Origin of the sequence: Streptomyces sp. cmx-4-9, assembly GCF_046548835.1 — a bacterium.
Taxonomy (GTDB): Bacteria; Actinomycetota; Actinomycetes; order Streptomycetales; family Streptomycetaceae; genus Streptomyces.
The window spans coordinates 520,933-540,826 of record NZ_JAEBEE010000006.1; the positions used below are offsets into that span (position 1 = coordinate 520,933).

Below are 19,894 nucleotides of genomic sequence, written 5' to 3' on the forward strand. Positions count from 1 at the left end.
ATGTCGGTCCGGATTGCGTGGGACCTAGGCGGGAGATCAATGTCTGGTGTCGTGCGACCTTTCGGGCGTGCACAGCGACTACCTGCGGGACGAAACTGGGGAGTGCAGGCGGTAAGGACGGCGTGTGAAATTCGATCTTGCGGTTTCCGTGTCGGTGCCTGACAACACGGGCGCGCGGGCCGTCAGCGGTCATCTGGTGTTTTGTTCGCTGTACGTAGCCGCCCTGCTTGCAAGGTAGGGCTATCCCTACCTTGAGGTTACGAGTGGGCCATGTGGGCGTGCGGCTGCGTTTTCGCGAGGCTTGAGAGCATGTACCTCGCGAGTGATCCGGTAGCCGCTGCGGTTGAGCTGGAAGACGTGTCGAAGACCTACCCCGGCGGTGGCGGGACGCCCGCGCTGCGGGGGGTGAGCGCACGGTTGGCGGCGGGCACGTTCTCGGCGGTGATGGGTCCTTCCGGGTCCGGGAAGTCCACGCTGCTGAACTGCGCGGCTGGCCTGGAGCGTCCCAGTGCCGGGCGTGTCCGGCTGGCCGGGGAGGACATCGGTGCGCTGCGGGAGCCGGCCCTGACGCGGGCGCGCCGTCGTCGGGCGGGTTTCGTGTTCCAGTCGTTCAACCTGGTTCCGGCGTTGTCGGTGTGGCAGAACGTGCTGCTGCCGCAGCGGCTGGCCGGGGTGCGGCCGGACCGGCGCTGGGCGGATGAAGTGCTGGCACGCGTGGGGTTGTCCGGGCGCAAGAGTGCTCGCCCGGATCAGCTCTCGGGCGGCCAGCAGCAGCGGGTTGCGGTCGCGCGGGCGCTGGCCGGACGCCCGCAGGTGCTGTTCGCCGATGAGCCGACCGGAGCGCTGGATCTGGCTGCCGGGCATGAGGTGTTGGCGTTGCTACGGGAGGCGGTGGACGAGCTGGGGCAGACGGTGGTGATGGTCACGCATGACCCGGCTGCCGCTGCCTGGGCGGACCAGGTCCTGTTCCTTGCCGACGGTCAGGTCCACTCCTCCACGAGCGACGTTTCGGCCGCGCGGGTGGCCGCGGTGATGACGGAGCTGAGTGCCCGATGATCCGTCTCGCTCTTGCCACCGTGCGCCACCGCTGGTGGTCATTCGCCGGGACCTTTCTCGGCACAGCCCTGGCGGTGGCGCTGGTCGCCGCCTGCGGCACGCTGCTGTTCTCCGCTCTGTCCTCCCCGGCCGGAGCCAACAGGTACACCGCCGCTGACGCCGTGGTCAGCGCCGCGCGTCAGGTGTCCGTGCAAGACGGGGACGACACCGAGACCCGCCCGCTGTCCGGTGCGCCCGCGCTCCCCGATGGCCTGACCGGCCGCCTGGCCACCGTGCCCGGAGTCACGCAGGTCACCGAGGACACGTCGTTCTACGCCCAGCCGCTCACACCGCGCGGAAAACCGGTCGGTGGCGGCTCGGACGCGACCGCGCCGGTGATGGGCCATGCCTGGTCCTCCGCCTCCCTGACCCCCTTCCGGCTTCTTGCCGGACACGCACCCCAGGACGGCGAGGTGGTGCTCGACGCGGGCCTGGCCCGGCATGCCGATGTGCATGTGGGGGACCGCGTGCACATGGCCCTGCCGCACAAGGTCGCCTCGTTCCGACTCGCCGGCACCGTCGCCGCCCCCGGCGGGCCGCAGCTTTCCTCGCAAGGCGCGGTGTTCTTCTCCGCCTCGGACGCGGAACGGCTGTCCCAGCCGGGCGATGTGACCGCGCTCGCCCTGCGCTTCGCTCCGGACGCCGACAGCCGCACAGTGCTGGACAAGGTGCGGTCGGCGGCCGGGCCGGACGTGCGAGTGCTCACCGGAGATGAACGGGTACAGGCCGACGCACCGGCTGTGCTGGTCAGCTACACCGGGGCGGTCGGAGTGTTCGGCTCGATGGCCGGCATCACCGTGTTCGCGGCCCTGTTCGTCATCGCCGGGACCATAGCTTTCGCCGCCCGGCAGCGACTGCGCGAGCTGGCGCTGCTGCGCACGCTCGGTGCCACGCCGCGCCAGGTGCGCCGGCTGATGGGCCTGGAGGCATGGGCGGTGGGCGTGGCCGCCGCCGTGGTGGGGACTCCGCTCGGGTCGTGTCTGGCAGGCTGGATGGGTGAGCGTTTCGTGGCCACCGGCGCGGTTCCCGCATCTCTTGACGTGCATGGCAGCGCACTGCCGCTGCTGATCGCGGCCGGTTGCGGGGTGGGGGCGGCGCGGCTGGCGGCGTACTTCGCCGGTCGGCGGGTGGCGCGGATCGCTCCGACTGAGGCGATGCGGGAGGCGGCTGCGGCTCCGGCCAGCGGCGGCATCTGGCGCGTGGTGACCGGTGCGGTACTGGTCGCCGGTGCGGTGGCGGTGCTGGTGTTCACGCCGATGCGCGGCGGGATCGGGGTGGGCATGGGATTCATCGGCTGCGCGCTGCTGATCTGTGCCGCTGCCGCCCTGGGACCCTGGCTGGTCCGGCTGGTGGGTGCGGTGCTGGGCGGTGTCCTGCCAGGGGCGACCGGCCGTCTGGCCGCGGCCAACACCCGGCGCTTCCCGCTGCGGACGGCGGGGGCGGCGATGCCGCTGGCGCTCCTGTTCGCTCTCAACGCCACCATGTTGCTTAACTCCACCCTGCTCAGCGACCTCACCGATCAGGCTGCCCACGCCCGGGTCGCCTCCGCCCGCCAGAGCTTGACCGCGGCCGGCGGCCCCGGCCTGCCGCTGGGCGCCTACGAAGAGGCGGCCAGGATGTCGGGGGTACGGGATGTGGATGCGACCGTGTCGAGCGAGGTCATGGTCCGCAAGGGCGGCAAGCCGCAGCACTATCCCGCCCAGGGCTTGTACCGCACCGGAGGCGGTGTGCTGGATCTGAACGTCACCAGCGGTTCCCTGGACGGGCTCGCCGAGGGGGTGGCGGTCGGTACGGACCTGGCCGGTAGCCAGCACTGGCGGGTGGGTGAAACGGTCGGGCTGTGGTTGCCGGACGGTACGTATGTCTCGCGGCCGGTGGTGGCCCTGTACGGCCGGTCCGCCGGGTTCGGCGACATGCTGCTGCCCGGCTCACTGGCCGCCGCGCACACCACTCGGCCTCTTGTGTCAGCCGTGCACCTCGGCCAGAACCCTAGTCCGGCGGCCGTGAAGGAGTTGCGGGCGCAGTTTCCGCAGCTGTCCGCGTACGGTGACGAGGCAGCAACCAGTCGGCAGGACGCAGAAACCGCCTCCCAGCAGGCAGCGCTGCGCCTGCTGACCGGTATCTCCCTCGTCTTCACCGGCGTCGCCGTCCTCAACACCTTCGCCATGGCCGCCCTCGGCCGCCGCGGCGAGTACGCCGCTCTGCGACTGCTGGGCGCCACCGCCCGCCAGGTTTGGGCGATGGCCGTACGCGAAGCGGTACTGACGGTCACTGCCGGCCTCGTGGTCGGTGCGGGGATCGCCGCGGTGGTCGTGGGAACGTTCAGCAGCGCCCAGGACGGCCAGTGGCGCATCATCGTCGACCCTCTCTGGTACACCGGGCTCCTCACCGGTACCGGCCTGCTCGGTCTGGCCGCCGCAGCCCTGCCCACCCGCCTGGTCCTGCGCACCGCGACGGCCCACGGCGGACGGAGCGCGCAGTGAAGCCAACACACCAGACGGCGGCCGACCCCCATGCCGCTCGGACGAAGCCAGGGGTTCGTAAAGTGCGGGACATGCTCCAGCGCACCGTCCGGTCTCTGCAATATCTGCTGCTGGGCCTGGCCGCAGGCAGCGGGGCCCTGGTGACCGTCGTGGCCGGGGCCACCGGCTGCGCGGTCCTGGTCGTCACCCACCTGGGCGCCCCCGCCTTCCTAGTCGCGACCACCGCGGTGCGCCGGCTTGCCGGACTCGAACGACGCCGCGCCGCCCTCATCCTGCCCGCCCCAATCCCCACTCCCTACCCGGCCGCCGAGCCCGCCACCGTCGCCGGACGTGCCCGGCAACGGGCCGCCCACCCCGCCACCTGGCGCGACACGGTCTGGATGACGATCCTCTTCCCGCTGACCCTGGTCTGTGCCGTCCTCGCCGTGGTCGTCCTCGCCGTGGACCTCGCGGCCCTCACCTCGCCGGCTTGGGCCTGGGCCCTCCCGCCGGAACGCCGCGGCGACCCAGGATTCATGACGCTCACGACACCAGGAAGGCAGGCCACGACGGCGCTGGCCGCGCTGATCCTGCTGCCCGCCGCTGCGTGGCTCGTACGCGCCCTGGCCGCCGGCCAGGCCCGCCTGGCGGCCGGACTGCTCAAGCCCGGCCGCACCCAGCGACTGAGCGAACGCACCGACCACCTGGCTCGCACCCGCAGCCGCGCCATCGACGCCCAGGCCGCCGAACTGCGCCGCATCGAACGCGACCTCCACGACGGCGCCCAGGCCCGCATCGTCGCCCTCGGCATGACCCTGGCCCTGGCCGAACGGCGCCTGAAAGCCCTCGGACCCGCCGCCGACCAGGCCCGCACCGACCTCGCCGCAGCACGCGCCGACGTCAACACCGCCCTGGACGAACTACGCCACCTCGTACGAGGCATCCACCCCCCGATCCTCACCGACCGCGGCCTGGACGGTGCCCTGACCGCCCTCTTCGCCGGCCACCCGCTGCCCGTCACCGCCGACATCCGCCTGCCCCACCGCCTGGCACCCGCGCTGGAGGCCGCCGCCTACTTCCTGATCGCCGAAGCTCTCACCAACATCACCAAACACGCCCACGCCACCACCGTCACCGTCACCGTCGACACCCGCCCCGACGGCACGCTGGCCGTCACGGTCACCGACGACGGACAGGGCGGAGCCGACCCGGAGGGCTCCGGCCTAACAGGACTGCGCCGCCGCGTCGAAGCACTCGACGGCACCTGCACCCTCACCAGCCCCAGCGGAGGTCCCACCACCATGCACGCGGAGATCCCATGCGCCTTGTAATCGCCGAAGACCTGCTCCTGCTGCGCGAAGGGCTCATCCGCCTGCTCACCGCCACCGGCCACGAGGTCCTGGCCGGCGTCGACTCCGGGCCCGACCTGATCACCGCCGTGGACATGCACCGGCCAGACCTCGCCCTGATCGACGTCCGCCTTCCGCCCGGCTTCCGTGACGAAGGACTGCGCGCCGCCATCGAGGTCCGCGCCCGCCACACCCCCACCCTGCCCGTGATCATTCTGTCGCAGTACGTCGAGCGCACCTACGCCGCCGAACTGCTGGCCGACGGCCACGGCGCCGTCGGCTACCTCCTCAAGGACCGCGTCACCGACATCGACGCCTTCCTCGACGCCCTCGACCGCGTCGCCGCCGGTGGCACCGCCCTCGATCCCGAAGTCGTCGCCCAGATCTTCGCCCGCAACAGCCAGGACACCGGCCTCGCCCGCCTGACTCCCCGCGAACACGAAGTCCTCGCCCTCATGGCCCAGGGCCTGTCCAACTCCGCCATCGCCGAACGCCTCGTCCTCGCCCCCGTCTCCGTCGAAAAACACATCTCCAACATCCTCGCCAAACTCGACCTCCCCCTCACCCACGACACCCACCGACGCGTACAGGCCGTCCTCACCTACCTCAACGCTTGATCCACCTGACCCCTCACCGCCGCCCCCGCGAGGGAAGCCACGGCTTCGACCTGCCTGACTTCCTTCCCATCTCACCCAGCTACGCGGCGCATCTTCGCGACCTGTTCCTTCATCTGGTCGTCAGTACGTGTGCTGTGCCAGACGGTGCCTTTCCACTTCACGTACTGGGGTGCGCCGTCACGCAGGAGAACCGGTTTGAGGTGGCTATGGAAGAGGAGCGTGCGGCCCTGGTTCCGACGGAGCCGGCTGAACCACAACGCGCTCTTTTCGTGCCGTGCCGGACGAGGCGGTTCGCGGCGACGCCGGGCAGGGTGCCGCGGACGCGGCCGGGTGTGTAGGTGGTCAGGGGCCGGCTGGGCGGTCGCCAGTCGGCGAGGGCCCAGTGCGCGACGGCGTCAGCGCTCCGGTCCGGCGGGCTGTAGGGGTAGGTGACGCGGCCCGCGACCTCCGCGAAGAACCGGGCCTGCTCGGCTTCAGTGCGGCCGGCCAGCCGTCGCCAGTAGGGGGAGGCGATCAGCGGTGCGAGGGCGATGGCTTCGGGATAGACCGCGGCGTACAGCTTCGAGGTGCTGAAGCCGACATAGTCCTGTGCTTCTCCCGGTCGAAGGGGATGAGGATGTCGAGGTCCCAGCGGCCGAAGGGCGACGGGCGCCCCTCCGGGGACCACATGTGCGCGCAGAGCATGAGGCCGGTCAGCACCGCGTCGTCGGTGGCGGCCCAGCCGTAGCGCCGCAGAGCAGGTGGCGCCGCTGCGCGTCGATGATGTCCGGGAGCCGGGTGAGATCGACGGCGGGGTGGTCGATGTCGGGCGGGCCGATCCAGGTGCCGTGCCGCAGGCAGACGTAGGTGTGGCGGGCAGGAGCCGGACCACACGGCCGCCGGGATGGCGGGCGTCGCAGAGGTGGCAGCCGGTCTGCGGCTGGTGGCGGAACATCTACCAGTTCGGCGGCTGGTCGCGCAGTTTCGGCATCGCGCCCCGGCCAGGGCGTGGACGCTGCGGCCGGTCAGCGCGGCGAGCCGTTCGCGGACGACGACGCGGCGGCCGCCTCTCGGGTAGGCGGGCTGGGCGACCTGTAACCACAGGCCGTTGATGCCCAGGCCGTGCAGGGTGGCCAGGCGGCTGATGTAGGACGGGGGGATCTCGTGCCGGGCGGGCGGGACGGGGTCGGGGAGCGTGCGGAGCATCAGGCCGCGCGCCTCCGCCGCCCGGTCGCCTTGGCCGGAGAGGTGAGCTGTTCGGACTGCTCGGCGGCGAAGTCGATCGGGACGATCTCCAGCAGATCCTGGGTGATGGCCTCGCTGCCGTCCTCGATGGCCAGCACGGCGGCGCCGCGGATGAGGTGCGACAGGCTGCCGATCATGCCGCCGGTGCGGTGGAAGGGGTAGTCGCTCATCGCACTGAGCGTACCCGGCGCGTGCTCGTGGAGGCGGAGCATGGATTGCAGCGTGCCGATCAGGCCCCGCCAGGCGTCCTTGTCGCCGGTGGTGGCGTAGGAGAACGGGGCGGCGGGGATGACGACGAACCGTCCGGCGATCTGCCGGCCGCGCGTGCCGGCGAACGGGCCCTGGCTCTCGATGTCGATGCCCGCGTAGGCGAACGTGGCCGGCAGCCGCTCGGCGAAGTACTTCAGCTGGTCGGATGCTTCCGCCCCGGAGCGGGAGCCGAGGTTGAGGTTTGCATCCCGTCCACCAGGACCAGGTCGACGTGCGCGGCGGTGGCAGACGGCGTCGACGACGTCGGTGTGGGTGGCCCGGGCCGGGAAGGTCAGCCCGAAGAACCGGGCGAACTCCATCGCGAGCATCTTGGGGGTGGTCGCAAGCGGAACAGCGACATAGACGACCGGCAGGCGGGAGCGGTCGTGCTGGTGGCGCTTGCGGGTGGCCAGCTCGTGCGCGCGGCCGAGCTGGGTGAGCGCGGTCGTCTTGCCCGTGCCGGAGGCGCCGGAGAGGATCACGCCGCGGCAGGCCGAGACCTGGTGGCGGTTGAGCGCTCCCGCCGCGCCGGGACGCGCCCGCGCCGGTCGTCCGGGGTGAACCTGTCGGACTGCAGCGGCCGCACGCCGGGCGCGCCCAGCTACGGGCTGCCGGGTTTCTATCCGTGAGGCAGCCGTCCGGGAGGCAGCCATGAGGCACTGAAATCCGCCAGGTCGCGTGAGGACTGTGCGCGTTGTTCGATCAGCCGGCGGAAGCCCGCCAGGGCGTACCGTTCGCCGATTGCCGACCCTGGTCCGGGGATCCCGGCGACCTCGGCCATCACCTGCTGGGGTTGGGGTTGCCAGCCGGTGACAAGGACCCGCAGGCCCAGACTCTCTGCGCGCCGGTGCAGCTCAAGCAGGTGCAGGAGGCCGTCGCGGTCCATGGAGAGCACGCCGTGCAGGTCGACCAGGAGGTCCCGCTTCCCGGCGGTGAGACCGTCCAGAGAGCGTTGAAGCGTGGCGCCCGCGTCCTCGTCGAGCTCGCCCGTGACGCTGAGCAGAACCGAATTGCCGCGATGCTGGACGTCCACATTGATCAAAGGGTCTCCTCCCGCCCACAGGCGCGTGGCGCCTACGGGCCCCATCCTGGCGCGGTGTTCCACCAAGCGGGTGCACGGCTCGCCCAGCGCCGTCATCAACGTGGCCACGGGCATCTCGGTACGGCGTCCTGATGCCGCTGTCCCGACACCTGCGCGGTGCAGATCCAAGGCTTGGTGCGCCCGTTGCCACGGATCATGCGGGGTGTTCGGGGCCTGTGGGGCGGAGTTCTCTGTTGCGGCTGGGGCCGTTCCATTCCAGGCACAGGACGGTGGCATCGTCGGCCAGGCGTCCGTTGTGGTGGTCCAGGACGGCCCGCATGAGTCGGCGCAGGGTCTCTGCGACGGGCAGGCCGTTGGCGTGGTGACGGATGACGAAGTCGGTGAACTGGTCCATGCCGAAGGGGCGACCGTTCTGGTCGCGGGCTTCGGTGATGCCGTCGGTGTAGAGCAGGATGCGGTCGCCGGGCTCCAGCTGTTCGCGGCACAGGGTGACGGGCAGGCCCAAAGCGGTGCCCAGGGGGTGGGCGGGCGGGCAGGACAGGGCCGTGGTCCAGCGGCCGGAGCGGATGAGGATGGGCGGGTGGTGGCCCCGGTTGATCCAGCTGAAGAGTCCGGTGTCGGCGTTGACGTCACCGAGGACGGCGGTGACGTAGGTGCTGTGCCCGAAGTGTTCGATCAGGCGTTCCTCAACGCGTTCACTGGTGGTGACCAGGCCGGTGTCCTTGCGACGCTCGTTGCGGCAGGCCGCCACCGCCAGGTTCGCCGCCAGCCCGGCGTGGCTGTCGTGACCCATGGCGTCGAAAATGCCCAAATGCACTTGATCACCGGCGGTCGCGTAGTCGAACGCGTCGCCGCCGACCTCGTAGGCAGGCTCCATCGCTGCGGCGACCACAACCTTTTCGTTGGCGAACGAGCGCGGCGGCATCAAATTCCACTGCAACTCGGCCGCGAGGTTCATCGCCTCGGTGCGTACCAGGCGGGGGTAGGCGTCGCTATGGGGTCGTTTGGCGACCACGAGCAGGCCTACGAGGGAGGCCAGGGTGTTCAGCTGGTCCGGCTCGATGCCGTCGGCGAGGTCGGCGCCAAGGACACCGATGCGTTCGGTGCCGTCGAGGATGGGCACCCACCACCGGCGGGGGGTGCCGTCCGGGCCTGGCAGGGGACGGATGGTGGTGAATACGCGGCCGGGCAGGGTGCCCTCGATGGGGAGCGTCTCGCCGCCTTCGGCGGCGTCGTTGCCTAGGCCGGTGGCCTCTCGCAGGACTTGCTCACGCAGGTCGGCCAGGAAGATCCGCACGTCGTCCATGCCTGCCTGACCGGCATGGGCGGCCACCAGGGCCGGCAGCTGATCGAACGAGCGCAGGTGCCCGTCGTCCAGGACCCGGGTAAGCATCTTCAACATGTCCGGCGACCGGTCCACGTCCTTATCCTCCAAGGATGTCCCCCTCCCAGCATGCGCCGCCGCCGCAAGGGCAGGACCCCTGATGCGGCGCGGGCTTCACACAGGCCGTGTCCGGGCCCCGCGCTCACGGCGTGTTCGCCTGGTTCAGGTGCGCAGGAGGCTGTTGGCGCCCTCGTGGCTGTCCGCATGCTCCTCGTTGAACCAGTAGTCACCGGCTGCCAGGTACCGGAAGGAGTGCTCGCTTTTGCCGGGCAGGACGACAGTCACCGCCCGGGTGCCATCACTGCGCAGGGCCAGGGTGTGGACACCAGGCTGCCAGTTGTTGAAATCACCCACCACACTGACCGGCCCGGACGGGATGTCGGCGGGCAGGACGAATGTGACCTCGGTACGGTCCTTTACCGGCTTGCGTTGCAACACGACACACCTCCGCACAGTGGGGAATCGGATCGCACTCATCGTCCGGGCCCACCCCACGCAATACCGTGCGACGCGCCACACGACGGCACCCGCCCGCCCCAATGCGTTACGGCCTCATCCCGCGGCAAACGTGCTGTAGGGCTTGATGGGCGGCGTGGCGGGCGTGCTGCCGGCGATCGGCGTTCCCGCCATGGCGGCCGGGGAGCCGCGGTGGGCGCGCGGCGCCGGGCGGGAGACGCCCTCGCGTCCTGAGGCGCGGACATCAGAGGTGGTACACGGTGGCCAGGAGTGTTCTGAGTTCCTGTACCGCGGCTTCCGCGTCGTCTATCTCACTGGTGTCGGGGGAGTGGGAGGCAGGGCCGTCGGCATGCCAGAGCATGATGGGTGCGAGGATAACGACGAATGCACCGACGAGCTGCCCGAGGCGGGTGTGTGCTGCGGCTCCGATCTCGGCGCAGTTCACCACCGCCTCCCGCAGCCGGTTCACGCGCGCGTCCATCGTTGTGGCCGGTTGCGCAGCAGCGAGGCCGGCGAGCAGCCCGCGGGCCTGATCCCGTTCACCGGCCACTGGCTGCCATCCCCGAGCCGCCGCCCCACTCTCTGCTTCCTTCACGACGCGGCGGCCTTCCCCGCGCATCGTTGCCGCGGCAGGAATGGTCGTCATCGCGCCAGGCCGGTACGCAGCACGAACGCAGAGCGAGTGGCGGTAAGGTCCAGCAGACGCAGAGCCTGATCATGCAGACCCCACAGCTCCAGCGCGCCGTCCTCGGCGCAAGTGCGCTGTCGCAGGGCGAGGAGCATGTTGAGGGCGCTGGAGTCCATGAACGATACGCCGGACAGATCGAGGATCAGGGTCCTGCCGTGCAGGACGATCGCATCCGTCGCTGCCGTGACGTGGGGGCAGGTGGTCGTGTCGAGTTCGCCCGCCACGGTCACGACAGCCCGGTCTGGCTGTACGGTGACGTCGATGTCGAGGGTGTGATGCATGGTTCGATCCGCCGTCTCGGATCAGGCCCATCACGGTCGGCCCCCGGGAAAAGGGACGGGTAGGCCGTCAGGCGGGCGGCCATCGAAGCCGCCCACAGCCGAGCGAGACCACCCGTACCGTCCACCAGCCACCCAAATGTGGCCGTACGGCAGCGCGGGGTCTCCCACCAGACCAGGCTGGTTGTGCCATGAGCGTGTCACGTCACGGCCCAGAACACCACACCGTCTCGTTCCGTGTGCAGTCGCCGCTCCCCCACAGACGGGGCCCGGTAGACCGGCAACTTCGGACTACGGTCGTTTACTCGGCGGTCCCGTCCGGACCGGGCAGATGCGGGCGCTGCCCGCGCTGGCTGTCGGCGCCGTTGAAGACCGTGGTGGCTCCGGGCGCGCAGTGCACGATGTGGTCGGACAGACCGGCGCGCTGCGCAGCGTCGAGGAAGGCGGACAGGGGCGACTTCATCACGGTGTACTGCTCGTAGTGCACGGGCATGATTCGGACCGGGTCCAGCCTGCGCGCGAGTTCGACTCCCTGCTCGGCGTCCATCGTGACGAGCAGGCCGCCCGGCAGAGTGGTCCCTCCCAGGTGCAGCACGGCGAGGTCGATACCCGGGAACCGCCGGGGAATCTCGCTCAGCCCCTCGAAGAGCAGGGTGTCGCCGGTGAGGTACAGGCTGACGCCTGCCGGACCGTCCAACGGCCCGAACTGCAAGAGTGTGCCCATGACGGGCGGCAGCAGCCGACGCAGTATTGGGTGGCCCGCGTGCCGGGCCGGCAGAGCGGTGATCCGCACCTGCGTATCGGCCTTGCGGACCCACGCGTCCTGCCAGATCGGCAGGCTCTGCGCCGCACGGAACCCGTACAGGGTATGCAGGCGGCGTGCCGCGTGGGGCGTGGTGAATACCGGCAGGTGGTGATCCAGGCTGCGCCGGGCCACGCGGTCGAAGTGGTCACCGTGCAGATGCGAGAGCACGATGGCATCGAGCTCGGGTAGTTCCTCCACCGCACGTGCGGGCTCGCGCAGACGTCGGCTGACCAGCCCGTTGCCCAGGTAGGCGTACTGGCCTCGGTGGAGGAAGTTGGGGTCGGTCAGCAAAGTGACGTTGCCGTACCTCAGCAGCAGAGTGGCGTTTCCGACGACTTCGATCTCCAGCCGGCCGGTGCCGCGGGCATACATGGCCGGACCTCATCCCGCCGACGTGCGCCGACCACGCGCCCCGTTGGCGCGCCCGCGACATGCCTTGGTGTCGGCCGCTGAGCACCAGGCTGCTCCCTCGGCCGCGTCCATCAGGTAGGTGGCTGGGATACGCCGTCGCAGAACATAGACCAGGTCAATGGCGAAGAACGTCACCAGCATGCCGGCTCCCGCCAACGCCAGGAATCGGCTGCTCCTCTTCTGAAGCCAACCGTCTGTCGCGGCACCGTGGAACCGCCCGCACGTCCGCAACGAGACCACCGGCCACAGACCACCCGCCACGTTCATCAGTCCCGGGGCCCGGGCCACGGTCAAAGGACGAAGCATGACTACCTCCTCCACGCGCTTCCCCCAGGACTGCGCCTGCCCCGTCCGGGCTCCACCACGCCGACACCGGAGGTCTGCGGACCCAGGTCCTACGGCACTGGGCCGCCGTCTTGTCGAAAGCGAGCGTCCGTCCGAGCGGTTCACCGGCCCGGCCGGCAGGCGGACGCGGTCAGCGGGCAGGTATCCACCCGTCCCAGATCGCCGCCCCACAGCCCTACCGGAAGGAACCCTCCACCGTGTCCCAGGTGATGGAATCCATTGAGGTCGACGTCCCTGTCCGCGCCGCCTACAACCAGTGGACCCAGTTCGAGACGTTCCCGCTGTTCATGGACGGCGTGCAGCGTGTCGAGCAGGTCGATGACACCCTCACTCACTGGGTGACCAAGATCGGCGGGGTGGACCGGGAGTTCGATGCCGAGATCACCGAGCAGGTCCCGGACGAGCGAATTGCCTGGGTCACCATCGGCGGAGAGACCGAGCAGTCCGGCGTCGTCACCTTCCACCCCATCCATCCCACCCGCACCGCAGTCACCCTGCGCATGGACTTCGACCCCGACGGACTGGCGGAAACGATGGCCGACAAGTTCGGCTTCATCGACCGCAAGGTCACCGGAAACCTCCAGCGGTTCAAAAAGTTCATCGAGGAGAGCGGCACCGAAACCGGTGCCTGACGCGGCGAAGCCTGACCCACCCCGGAACAGCGCGCGGCGCAGCGCGCAGACACAACGGCCGGCGGAGCCACGGGCCGCCGACTCCCGACAGTCAGGCGCCGACCGCAACGGGCGGCGCACGGTCACCCGCCGATACCGCCGCCGCGGCCAACCTCGAACAGAAGGCGATCTCGCTTATCGGCCGGCCCTTGTACGAAGCATTCGTGCGCGGCTACACCCACAAGCAACGGCAGACCGATCCCACCGAACTGGCGGCCGAGATCATCGCCTCCAGCAGGGCTAGGGCCTGTCTGACAATTCCAGTCTGATCAGCGAGATTCGGCTGAGCTGGCAATCTGGAGGTGCGCCGATCGGCTGGGGGACTGGGCAGTGGCTACGAACGGCGGGCCAGTAGATGGGCGTCGAGGAAGCCCCGATCAGAGGCTGGATCGTGGAGCAGCCGGGCGAAGGGATCGAGCCCAGCATCGCCCAGCAGTTCGGCGAGGCGATCCACCGGCCAGCTGTAGGCGGGCGCCACCTTGTGGTCGAACCGGACCGGTTCTTGTCCGTCGGTCCCGAAGAAGGAGACCAGGAGCAGACCGTCCGGCGCCAGGACGCGCACCTGTTCGGTGAGCAGTTCCGGAAGTTCTCCAGGAGGGGTGTGGATCATTGAGTAGTGGGCCAGTACGCCGCCGAGCGCGGCGTCCTCGATCGGCAGGGATTCCATCCGCGCCTCTTGGAAGCGCAGCGCCGGATGGGCCTGCCGGGCGTGGTCGACCATGCCGGAGGCAAGGTCGAGTCCGAAGGCGTCCAGGCCGAGTTCGTGCAGCATGGCTGTCAGATGTCCGGGCCCGCACCCGACGTCCGCTGCCCGCAGGTTGCCCGTCGCGCGCACCAGTTCGGCGAAGGTGCCGATCATGGCCCGGGAGAAAGGCTGTGTCTCCAGCCGGTTTGCGAACAGCGATGCGTATAGCTCGACGACACCGTCGTAGGCCGTCCTGGTCTCGTCCTGGTGATTCGCCACGGGCAGGACTCTATAGCGGTCTGATAATTGATCTTGTGGTAGGTCGAGGTGAGTTGACGGATGCGGCATGGAGGTGGATAGAGCCCCTTTTGCCTCGGGTGGACGGACGGGGCCGTCCGTGGCGTGATCACCGGCAGGTGGTCAACGGGGTGCTGTGGCGGCTGCGGACCGGGGCTCCGCGGCGGGATCTTCCCGACCGGTTCGGGCCGTGGCAGACAGTCTACGAGCGGTTCGCCCGCGGGGAGGCGGACGGCACCTGGGCACGGTTGCTGGAGCATGTTCAGGTCCGCGATGACGCGGTGGGCCGGGTGGAATGGACCGTCTCCGTCGACTCCACCATCAACCGAGCCCACCAGCACGCAGTCGGCGCCCGCAAAAAGGGGATGCGAACGGGGACGAACTGGAAGTTCCGGGCCGCTCGCAGGCGCGCCAGGCCCTCGGCCGCTCCCGAGGCGGACTGACCACCAAAGTCCATCTCGCCGTCGATGGCCGGGGCCTGCCCCTGTCGATTGTGCTCACGCCCGGCAACGCCAACGACGCTACGGCGTTCGGCCAGGTCCTCGACGGCATCCGCACCCCGCGCCTCGGCACGGGCCGCCCGCGCACGACACCGGACCGTGGGCTGGGTGACAAGGCGTATTCCAGCAGGTCCATCCGTCATCTGCTGAGGCGCCGGGGCATCGCTGCCACGATCCCCCAGCGCCGCGACTAGGCGGCGAACCGCCGCCGACGCGGAGCCCTCGGCGGCCGGCCGCCGGCCTTCGACAAGGTCACCTACCGCGACCGCAACGTCGTCGAACGATGCTTCGCCCGCCTCAAGCAGTTCCGCGCGATCGCGACCCGGTTCGACAAGCTCGGCGACCGCTACCGTGCCGGAGTTGTCCTGGCTTCCTTGATCCTCTGGCTCCGCGAGTCCACGGGTGATCATGTGTCAGACAGGCCCTAGCACGGGTCGGTACGGCAATGGCGTGCGGTTTGACCGCCGACGCCGTCGGGGTTCGGCTCGGTGGGTGGACCATGCCAGGTATGCGGCGATCGCCTGGGCTGCGGCTGCGTCGCTCATGTGCCTTGTGTGTTGCTGCCCGAAAAAACGGGGCTAGGCGATGGGTGGATCCCGGGTCAGGACAGACGTTGGTGGGTCGTGATGGTCTTGCCGCCGTCTGCTTGGGGGGTGATGTCGATGTAGTCGGTGAGGCGTTGGATGAGGGGCCAGCCGTATCCGCCGGAAATCTCATGGTCGATGGGGCGGGGGACAGGGTGCTGGGGGCTGGCGTCGCTGACGATCAGACGCAGGCCATCGTCGGTGACGGCGGCGTGGAAGGCAGTGATGCCGCCGCCGTGACGGATCGCGTTGGTGACGAGTTCCGAGGTCACCAGGAGCGCGTCGACTGCCTCGATGCTCTCGAGGTCGCTGCCCGCGGTGCGCAGCAACGCGGTGACCTGGCTGCGGGCCGTCGCCGGGGTGGCGGCTACCGCGCCGGCATGGGCGTGGGGTGCTGGCGGGCGGGAGGGTGGTCCGCTGCAGCGGGCGGGATCATGTGGTTTCGCCTGCCCTGAGGTGAGGAGCCGCACACCGGACCTCTCGCGGTGCGATGGTCAGCATGTCATCCCCTGCTGCACGCTGTCAGCCCAGCGTAAAACAGTCCCTGGTACCGGTGACCTTGAACATCGTTCACGGCGGCCTGCAGGGCCTCGGCGAGGACATGGACGGTGCCCCTGGACCTGGTGTGCTTGCTGGGCGGTCAGGAAGGGCGGCGGAGGAACCCGCGAACTTCACGTCGGCAGGGCGACTACGGTGGGTGAATATCTGCTGCCCGCGGCGGCTGCGCGAGCACACCGCCCTGAGGACCTGGCACATCGTGCAATTCCTGAGCGTCGCCCTCTACACCGCCGAAGCACTTCCCTCCGGCTTCCTGCTGTGGACCGCACACATCCTCAAGGCCGCGGCGTTCAAGCCAGAGCCTGCCACCCGTCGTAGTGGTCAGGCGCACGGCCGGGTAGGGCAGGATGCCGGTTGCCCGCGGAAGTCCTTCAGCTCTCGTTCCAGGATGTTCAGGGCGCCTGTAACTGTGGAGGGCGCCGATGCCGAATAGCCCGCACGCCCGGGCTACTGCGCCTGACCTGCACCGGTGAGGCGGATGGCGAGCGCGCTGCCCGGTGAGTGGACTACGAACCGCCACCCGTCGTAGCGCTCGGTGGAAGCGGCCGTTCGGCCCAGCCGCCCTGGCAGAACGTGAAGGCGCGGGCGACGGTGACCGTGGTGCCGACGCACGCCGGCATACCGCACCGCGTCCTGTTGAGGAGCCCCTGACATGTCCGAACGCAATACCGTCTTGCGCAGCCTGCACGATGTGGGCCTGGCCGCCTGGTTCGGAGGATCGCTGATGGGGGCGGTCGGCCTCAACGGGGCCGCCAAGGGTTACAGCGGCAGCTGGCGGGACAATGCCCGGATCGCCAGCGACGGCTGGGCGAAGTGGACGCCGGTGAACGCGGCGGCGATCGGCGCACATCTGGTCGGCGCCAGTGGGCTGCTCGCCGTGAACGCACCCCGGGTCGCCACGCAGCAGGGAGTGGCAGCGTCCACGCTGGCCAAGACCGTTCTGACTGGCGCTGCACTGGCTGCCACGGGCTACGCCCGGATGCTCGGCAAGAAGATCGAACTCGCTTCCTCCACGGACCCCCAGGACGCGGAGGAAGCCGCTGCTTCCTTCGATACGGGCAAGGCGGAGCGGCACCTCTCGTACGCGCAGTGGCTGGTCCCCGCGCTGACTGGCGGCGTACTCATCCTGAACGCCCTGCACGGCGAGCAGCAACGCCCGGAGGAGCAGGCGAGGGGCATGTGGGAGCTTGCCCGCACCTTGTCGCCGCACATGCCGTCCAGCGACCACTGGTCTCACCGGTGCTAGCCCGAATCGTGGGCAGGCAAGCCCAGCCCTAGGGGCGGCGGCGGAGGGCCTGTTGGACGTCTTCGTGCGCCGTGGGGGCGGGCATGGCGGGATGGCTGCTCTGGTCGAGGAAGCCGTCCTGACTGTCCGACGCGTTGCCAGCATGCGCGCGTGGCGACCGGCCTCGCTGGCCCGCTTCGGACGGTGGCGCCCTTACCTCTGACCCGGGACTGCCGCTCCGGGGTGGTGGCGGCCCGCCCGGGCCGACGTGCAAATGAGGACCGGGGCGGGTTCCACGGACCAGCCTGTCACGCCGACGCGGTTGGACAAGGCGCCCACGCTGGCCATGAGGCTGGACGTAATGCGCCGGGTCGGGCAGGCCCAGACACCCCATAGTCCTCATGGGCCAGGTCCCTCATCAGGGCTGGCCAATCTCCGGCCGCTTGTGCTCTGTGGCCCCGGGCCAGATCAACGCACCCGGACCTAGCTCGGGCAGTTCGGCGCCGGCGGCCGCGCCCTGTACGACCCGCGCCCCGGAGAGCGGAACCACTGGGACCGGTCCGCACGGCACTTCCTGACACCCCCGGGTCGACTCGCCCAGCGAACCGGCCCGGAGCCCACTCGAACGCGTGGTCAGGGAAGGGCCCGGGCGCCGGGCAGACCTTCGGCGATGGTCAGCACCGCGTCCATGCCGGTGAGCTGCAGAAGCTGGGTGACCCGGTCAGGGAGGGGGCCGGCCAGGATCAGGCGTCCGGTGCGGTGAAGGACTACGAGGAGATTGAGCAGGGATGAGTCGGCGAAACTCACGTGCGACATGTCAAGGATGATCCGCCGGACGGAGGGATCCACCGCGGCGGCCTGCGCGGCCGCAGCAAATGGGGCAAGAGTGTCCAGGTCGAAAGATCCCCGGCACATGATCACCCGAGCCCCGTTCTCGTCAGGCAGTACCTCTACCTGGTCGCCTTGGATAACCGTCTCCTTCACGTATGCGGGCCATCGGATCCGCCCCACGGGCGTGGATGGCTGGCTGCCGTCCGTGCTTTGCATCCTCACACACCTTTGGCTCGGCGCCTGATGCATGACCGGTCTCGACGTATATGCATCGTTTCAGCATCCGGGGCGCTGCCTGCGCCCTCCTGCGCTGGTCATACGGCCGGGCGGTCTGCGATGTCGCCTGTCCGGTGTCTGCCGGGCCAGAGGGGCTGGCTCGGTTCTCAGCTGGTCTCACCAGCCGGCCGGGTGCTCCCAGCCGGCCGGGCGCTTCAGACGAGCGGAATGATCTGGGCGGCGAGGAATCAGAGCCGAGCGGGCAGATGTCTGAAGCCGGCGCCTGCGCCAGAGGTACCGGCCTCAGTTCGGACCGGGGTCGTCGGCCAACGTGATGGACGCTGTGATCCGTTTGCCGAACGGCTCCCGGTGGACGCGGAAGGTGCGTGCGGCAGCGACGATGATCTCCAGGCCGTGCTGGCCCACCCGGAACGGGTCGGGCGGCAGTACGGCGGGTGGGTTCGGGTTGCTGTCCCAGACGGACACCTCGACGCAGCCGTCGTGGACCTCGAGCGTCATCTCGCTGGGACCGGGGGCGTACTTGCGGGTATTGGTGACGAGCTCGCTGACGACCAGCTCGACCAGGGCCACGGCGCGGTCGCAAACCTTGAGCCCGTGGACGCTCTCCACCTCGTCCAGGAACGCGCAGGCAAGGCGCCGGGCTTCTGCGATCTCTTCGGTGCCCTCGAAGACAGCGGAGAACGCTATGAGCGGGCGTCGATCGACACCCTCCCCTGCCATATCCATGGGGTTGCCCGTCCTGATTCTCTTACGGCCGGCCTCCGGCAGACGCTGTCACCCCGGACCTTACTGACATTCCCGTGGCCTATGAGCACACGATCATGCTTCGATCCCAGGGTGACTGCTCGTATGGGGAAGGTGAGGGCGGACGGGCTGCACCGGAGCTTCCCGCGGAGCACCCTGGAGGTATGGACAGCGCGCCCGTTGTCGTCCACCGGTGCCATCCCAGCGGCGGCCGCCAGGTCACCCTGCACCGTGAAGGAAGAGAGGCCGTCCTGGGGGTGGCCCACTCGGACCAACGACCTGATCGTTCTCCTCGAATCCGCCGGAGTGGTCGAGGCAGCCAACGTGATCGACGATCCACACATCGTCGAATGGCGGGGAGACCTCGCCCACTACTGGCGCCGCATGAGCGACTTGGCACACCTTGGCACCTGCTGCGGCTGTCGGCGGGGCCCTCACCACCGCACACGTTCCGGCGCTGGCGGTGCGAACACACCGCGGCCCCGCCGCCGGTCGCGGCCGACTCCGAGGCGTGGGCCGGGACGCACGGTGCCGTACACGGCGGGGAGGCGACGGTGCGGATCACAGTCCAGGGCCGGTCGCCGTCCGACGCCGTCGTCCTCCATGCCCTGCACGTGCGCGTGGTCGACCGCGCCGCGCCCCTGCCGTGGAACGCGTACCGGATAGACAACGGCTGTGACGGCGCCGTCACCCCGCTGCTCAAGCCGCCACCGGCATGTGCCGGTGCCGGTCGACGGGTAGGGCGTTACCGAAACAACCGCCCGGGACGGCTGTCAGCCCGCTCGAGTCACCAAGAGGCCATCAGCCGGGCTGGGGTCGACGAGGAGTCCGGCGCGTTCGAGAATCGCTGTCAGGGCATGGCCGACGACTTGCCGTATGTCGTGCAGGGACACCAGGCGCTCCAGCTGGTCGCCGCGCCCGTCCATGCTGAGGACGGCGTGCACGCTTGCCTGCCAGGTGATGAGCACGCCGTGCGCCTCTTCTTGAACGATCGGCCCTCGGTCAGTGCCTTCAAGGTCCGCGAAACCGCCAGCAGCAAGTACGTGGCGGATCTCGTCCACCAGCGGCTTCAGCTCCTTCTCGTTCACAGTGCAACTGTAAAGAGGGGTACTGACAAGCCGGACTGGCCAGGTCGCGTCGGCGCACAGCCGACGCCG

The 19,894-nt window shown here is 69.8% G+C and carries 19 protein-coding genes and 1 pseudogene; 8 read left to right on the forward strand and 12 right to left on the reverse strand.

Annotated elements, in window-relative coordinates:
* Positions 1–309: 309 nt before the first annotated feature.
* From ACLJTM_RS21385 to ACLJTM_RS21400, 4 genes are all read left to right on the forward strand, one after another.
* The gene (locus tag ACLJTM_RS21385; RefSeq protein WP_411105246.1) at positions 310–1,056 is read left to right on the forward strand and encodes an ABC transporter ATP-binding protein; all 747 of its coding nucleotides are present in this window, start codon (positions 310–312) and stop codon (positions 1,054–1,056) included.
* Positions 1,053–3,578 carry an ABC transporter permease gene (locus tag ACLJTM_RS21390; RefSeq protein WP_411105247.1) on the forward strand — a complete coding sequence of 842 codons (2,526 nt, stop codon included), beginning with the start codon at positions 1,053–1,055 and terminating at the stop codon, positions 3,576–3,578. The genes ACLJTM_RS21385 and ACLJTM_RS21390 overlap by 4 nt, the downstream gene beginning before the upstream one ends.
* Before the next feature lie 71 nt (positions 3,579–3,649).
* Positions 3,650–4,888, forward strand: coding sequence for a sensor histidine kinase (locus ACLJTM_RS21395; RefSeq protein ID WP_411105248.1), 1,239 nt, complete (start codon positions 3,650–3,652; stop codon positions 4,886–4,888).
* Positions 4,876–5,523 (forward strand): LuxR C-terminal-related transcriptional regulator, encoded by a 648-nt coding sequence (locus ACLJTM_RS21400; RefSeq protein ID WP_411105249.1) that lies wholly within the window; start codon positions 4,876–4,878, stop codon positions 5,521–5,523. Before ACLJTM_RS21395 ends, ACLJTM_RS21400 begins: the two co-directional genes overlap by 13 nt.
* Before the next feature lie 1,184 nt (positions 5,524–6,707).
* Here the strand turns inward: ACLJTM_RS21400 and ACLJTM_RS21405 are convergent.
* The 7 genes from ACLJTM_RS21405 to ACLJTM_RS21435 all read right to left on the reverse strand — a co-directional run bounded on the left by ACLJTM_RS21405 (position 6,708) and on the right by ACLJTM_RS21435 (position 12,021).
* Positions 6,708–7,478, reverse strand: a complete 771-nt coding sequence (locus tag ACLJTM_RS21405; RefSeq protein ID WP_411105250.1) for an ATP/GTP-binding protein — start codon at positions 7,476–7,478, stop codon at positions 6,708–6,710.
* 137 nt (positions 7,479–7,615) lie between these two features.
* A complete protein-coding gene (locus tag ACLJTM_RS21410; protein ID WP_411105324.1) occupies positions 7,616–8,029 on the reverse strand; it encodes an STAS domain-containing protein in 414 nt (137 codons plus the stop codon).
* A gap of 202 nt (positions 8,030–8,231) precedes the next feature.
* A complete protein-coding gene (locus ACLJTM_RS21415; RefSeq protein WP_411105251.1) occupies positions 8,232–9,440 on the reverse strand; it encodes a PP2C family protein-serine/threonine phosphatase in 1,209 nt (402 codons plus the stop codon).
* A gap of 144 nt (positions 9,441–9,584) precedes the next feature.
* The gene (locus tag ACLJTM_RS21420) at positions 9,585–9,860 is read right to left on the reverse strand and encodes an isoamylase early set domain-containing protein (protein ID WP_411105252.1); all 276 of its coding nucleotides are present in this window, start codon (positions 9,858–9,860) and stop codon (positions 9,585–9,587) included.
* A 262-nt stretch (positions 9,861–10,122) separates the two neighbouring features.
* On the reverse strand, positions 10,123–10,524 hold the full coding sequence (locus tag ACLJTM_RS21425) for a hypothetical protein (protein ID WP_411105253.1): 402 nt from the start codon (positions 10,522–10,524) through the stop codon (positions 10,123–10,125).
* Entirely contained in the window at positions 10,521–10,847 is a 327-nt protein-coding gene (locus ACLJTM_RS21430) for an STAS domain-containing protein (protein WP_411105254.1), read from the reverse strand. The genes ACLJTM_RS21425 and ACLJTM_RS21430 overlap by 4 nt, the downstream gene beginning before the upstream one ends.
* A 298-nt stretch (positions 10,848–11,145) precedes the next feature.
* Positions 11,146–12,021 carry an MBL fold metallo-hydrolase gene (locus ACLJTM_RS21435; protein WP_411105256.1) on the reverse strand — a complete coding sequence of 292 codons (876 nt, stop codon included), beginning with the start codon at positions 12,019–12,021 and terminating at the stop codon, positions 11,146–11,148.
* A 581-nt stretch (positions 12,022–12,602) separates the two neighbouring features.
* Between ACLJTM_RS21435 and ACLJTM_RS21440 the strand changes: the two genes are divergently transcribed.
* Positions 12,603–13,037, forward strand: a complete 435-nt coding sequence (locus ACLJTM_RS21440) for an SRPBCC family protein (RefSeq protein ID WP_411105257.1) — start codon at positions 12,603–12,605, stop codon at positions 13,035–13,037.
* Between the two features lie 373 nt (positions 13,038–13,410).
* On the opposite strand, the gene ACLJTM_RS21445 is transcribed toward ACLJTM_RS21440, so the two are convergent.
* Positions 13,411–14,040, reverse strand: coding sequence for a class I SAM-dependent methyltransferase (locus tag ACLJTM_RS21445; RefSeq protein ID WP_097872253.1), 630 nt, complete (start codon positions 14,038–14,040; stop codon positions 13,411–13,413).
* A 35-nt stretch (positions 14,041–14,075) separates the two neighbouring features.
* On the opposite strand from ACLJTM_RS21445, the pseudogene ACLJTM_RS21450 reads away from it, so the two are divergent.
* Positions 14,076–14,986, forward strand: a pseudogene (locus tag ACLJTM_RS21450) (IS5 family transposase).
* A 173-nt stretch (positions 14,987–15,159) separates the two neighbouring features.
* Here ACLJTM_RS21450 and ACLJTM_RS21455 read toward each other — a convergent pair.
* Positions 15,160–15,471 (reverse strand): ATP-binding protein, encoded by a 312-nt coding sequence (locus tag ACLJTM_RS21455; protein ID WP_411105258.1) that lies wholly within the window; start codon positions 15,469–15,471, stop codon positions 15,160–15,162.
* A gap of 224 nt (positions 15,472–15,695) precedes the next feature.
* Here ACLJTM_RS21455 and ACLJTM_RS21460 point away from each other — a divergent pair, with 224 nt between their 5' ends.
* Positions 15,696–16,133, forward strand: coding sequence for a hypothetical protein (locus tag ACLJTM_RS21460; protein ID WP_411105260.1), 438 nt, complete (start codon positions 15,696–15,698; stop codon positions 16,131–16,133).
* Positions 16,134–16,352: 219 nt separating this feature from the next.
* On the forward strand, positions 16,353–16,946 hold the full coding sequence (locus tag ACLJTM_RS21465) for a hypothetical protein (protein WP_411105261.1): 594 nt from the start codon (positions 16,353–16,355) through the stop codon (positions 16,944–16,946).
* A gap of 612 nt (positions 16,947–17,558) precedes the next feature.
* Here ACLJTM_RS21465 and ACLJTM_RS21470 read toward each other — a convergent pair.
* From ACLJTM_RS21470 to ACLJTM_RS21480, 3 genes are all read right to left on the reverse strand, one after another.
* A complete protein-coding gene (locus ACLJTM_RS21470) occupies positions 17,559–17,972 on the reverse strand; it encodes an STAS domain-containing protein (RefSeq protein WP_411105262.1) in 414 nt (137 codons plus the stop codon).
* Between the two features lie 303 nt (positions 17,973–18,275).
* Positions 18,276–18,719 (reverse strand): ATP-binding protein, encoded by a 444-nt coding sequence (locus tag ACLJTM_RS21475; RefSeq protein ID WP_411105263.1) that lies wholly within the window; start codon positions 18,717–18,719, stop codon positions 18,276–18,278.
* 791 nt (positions 18,720–19,510) lie between these two features.
* Positions 19,511–19,825, reverse strand: coding sequence for a hypothetical protein (locus ACLJTM_RS21480; RefSeq protein ID WP_411105264.1), 315 nt, complete (start codon positions 19,823–19,825; stop codon positions 19,511–19,513).
* Between the last annotated feature and the right edge of the window lie 69 nt (positions 19,826–19,894).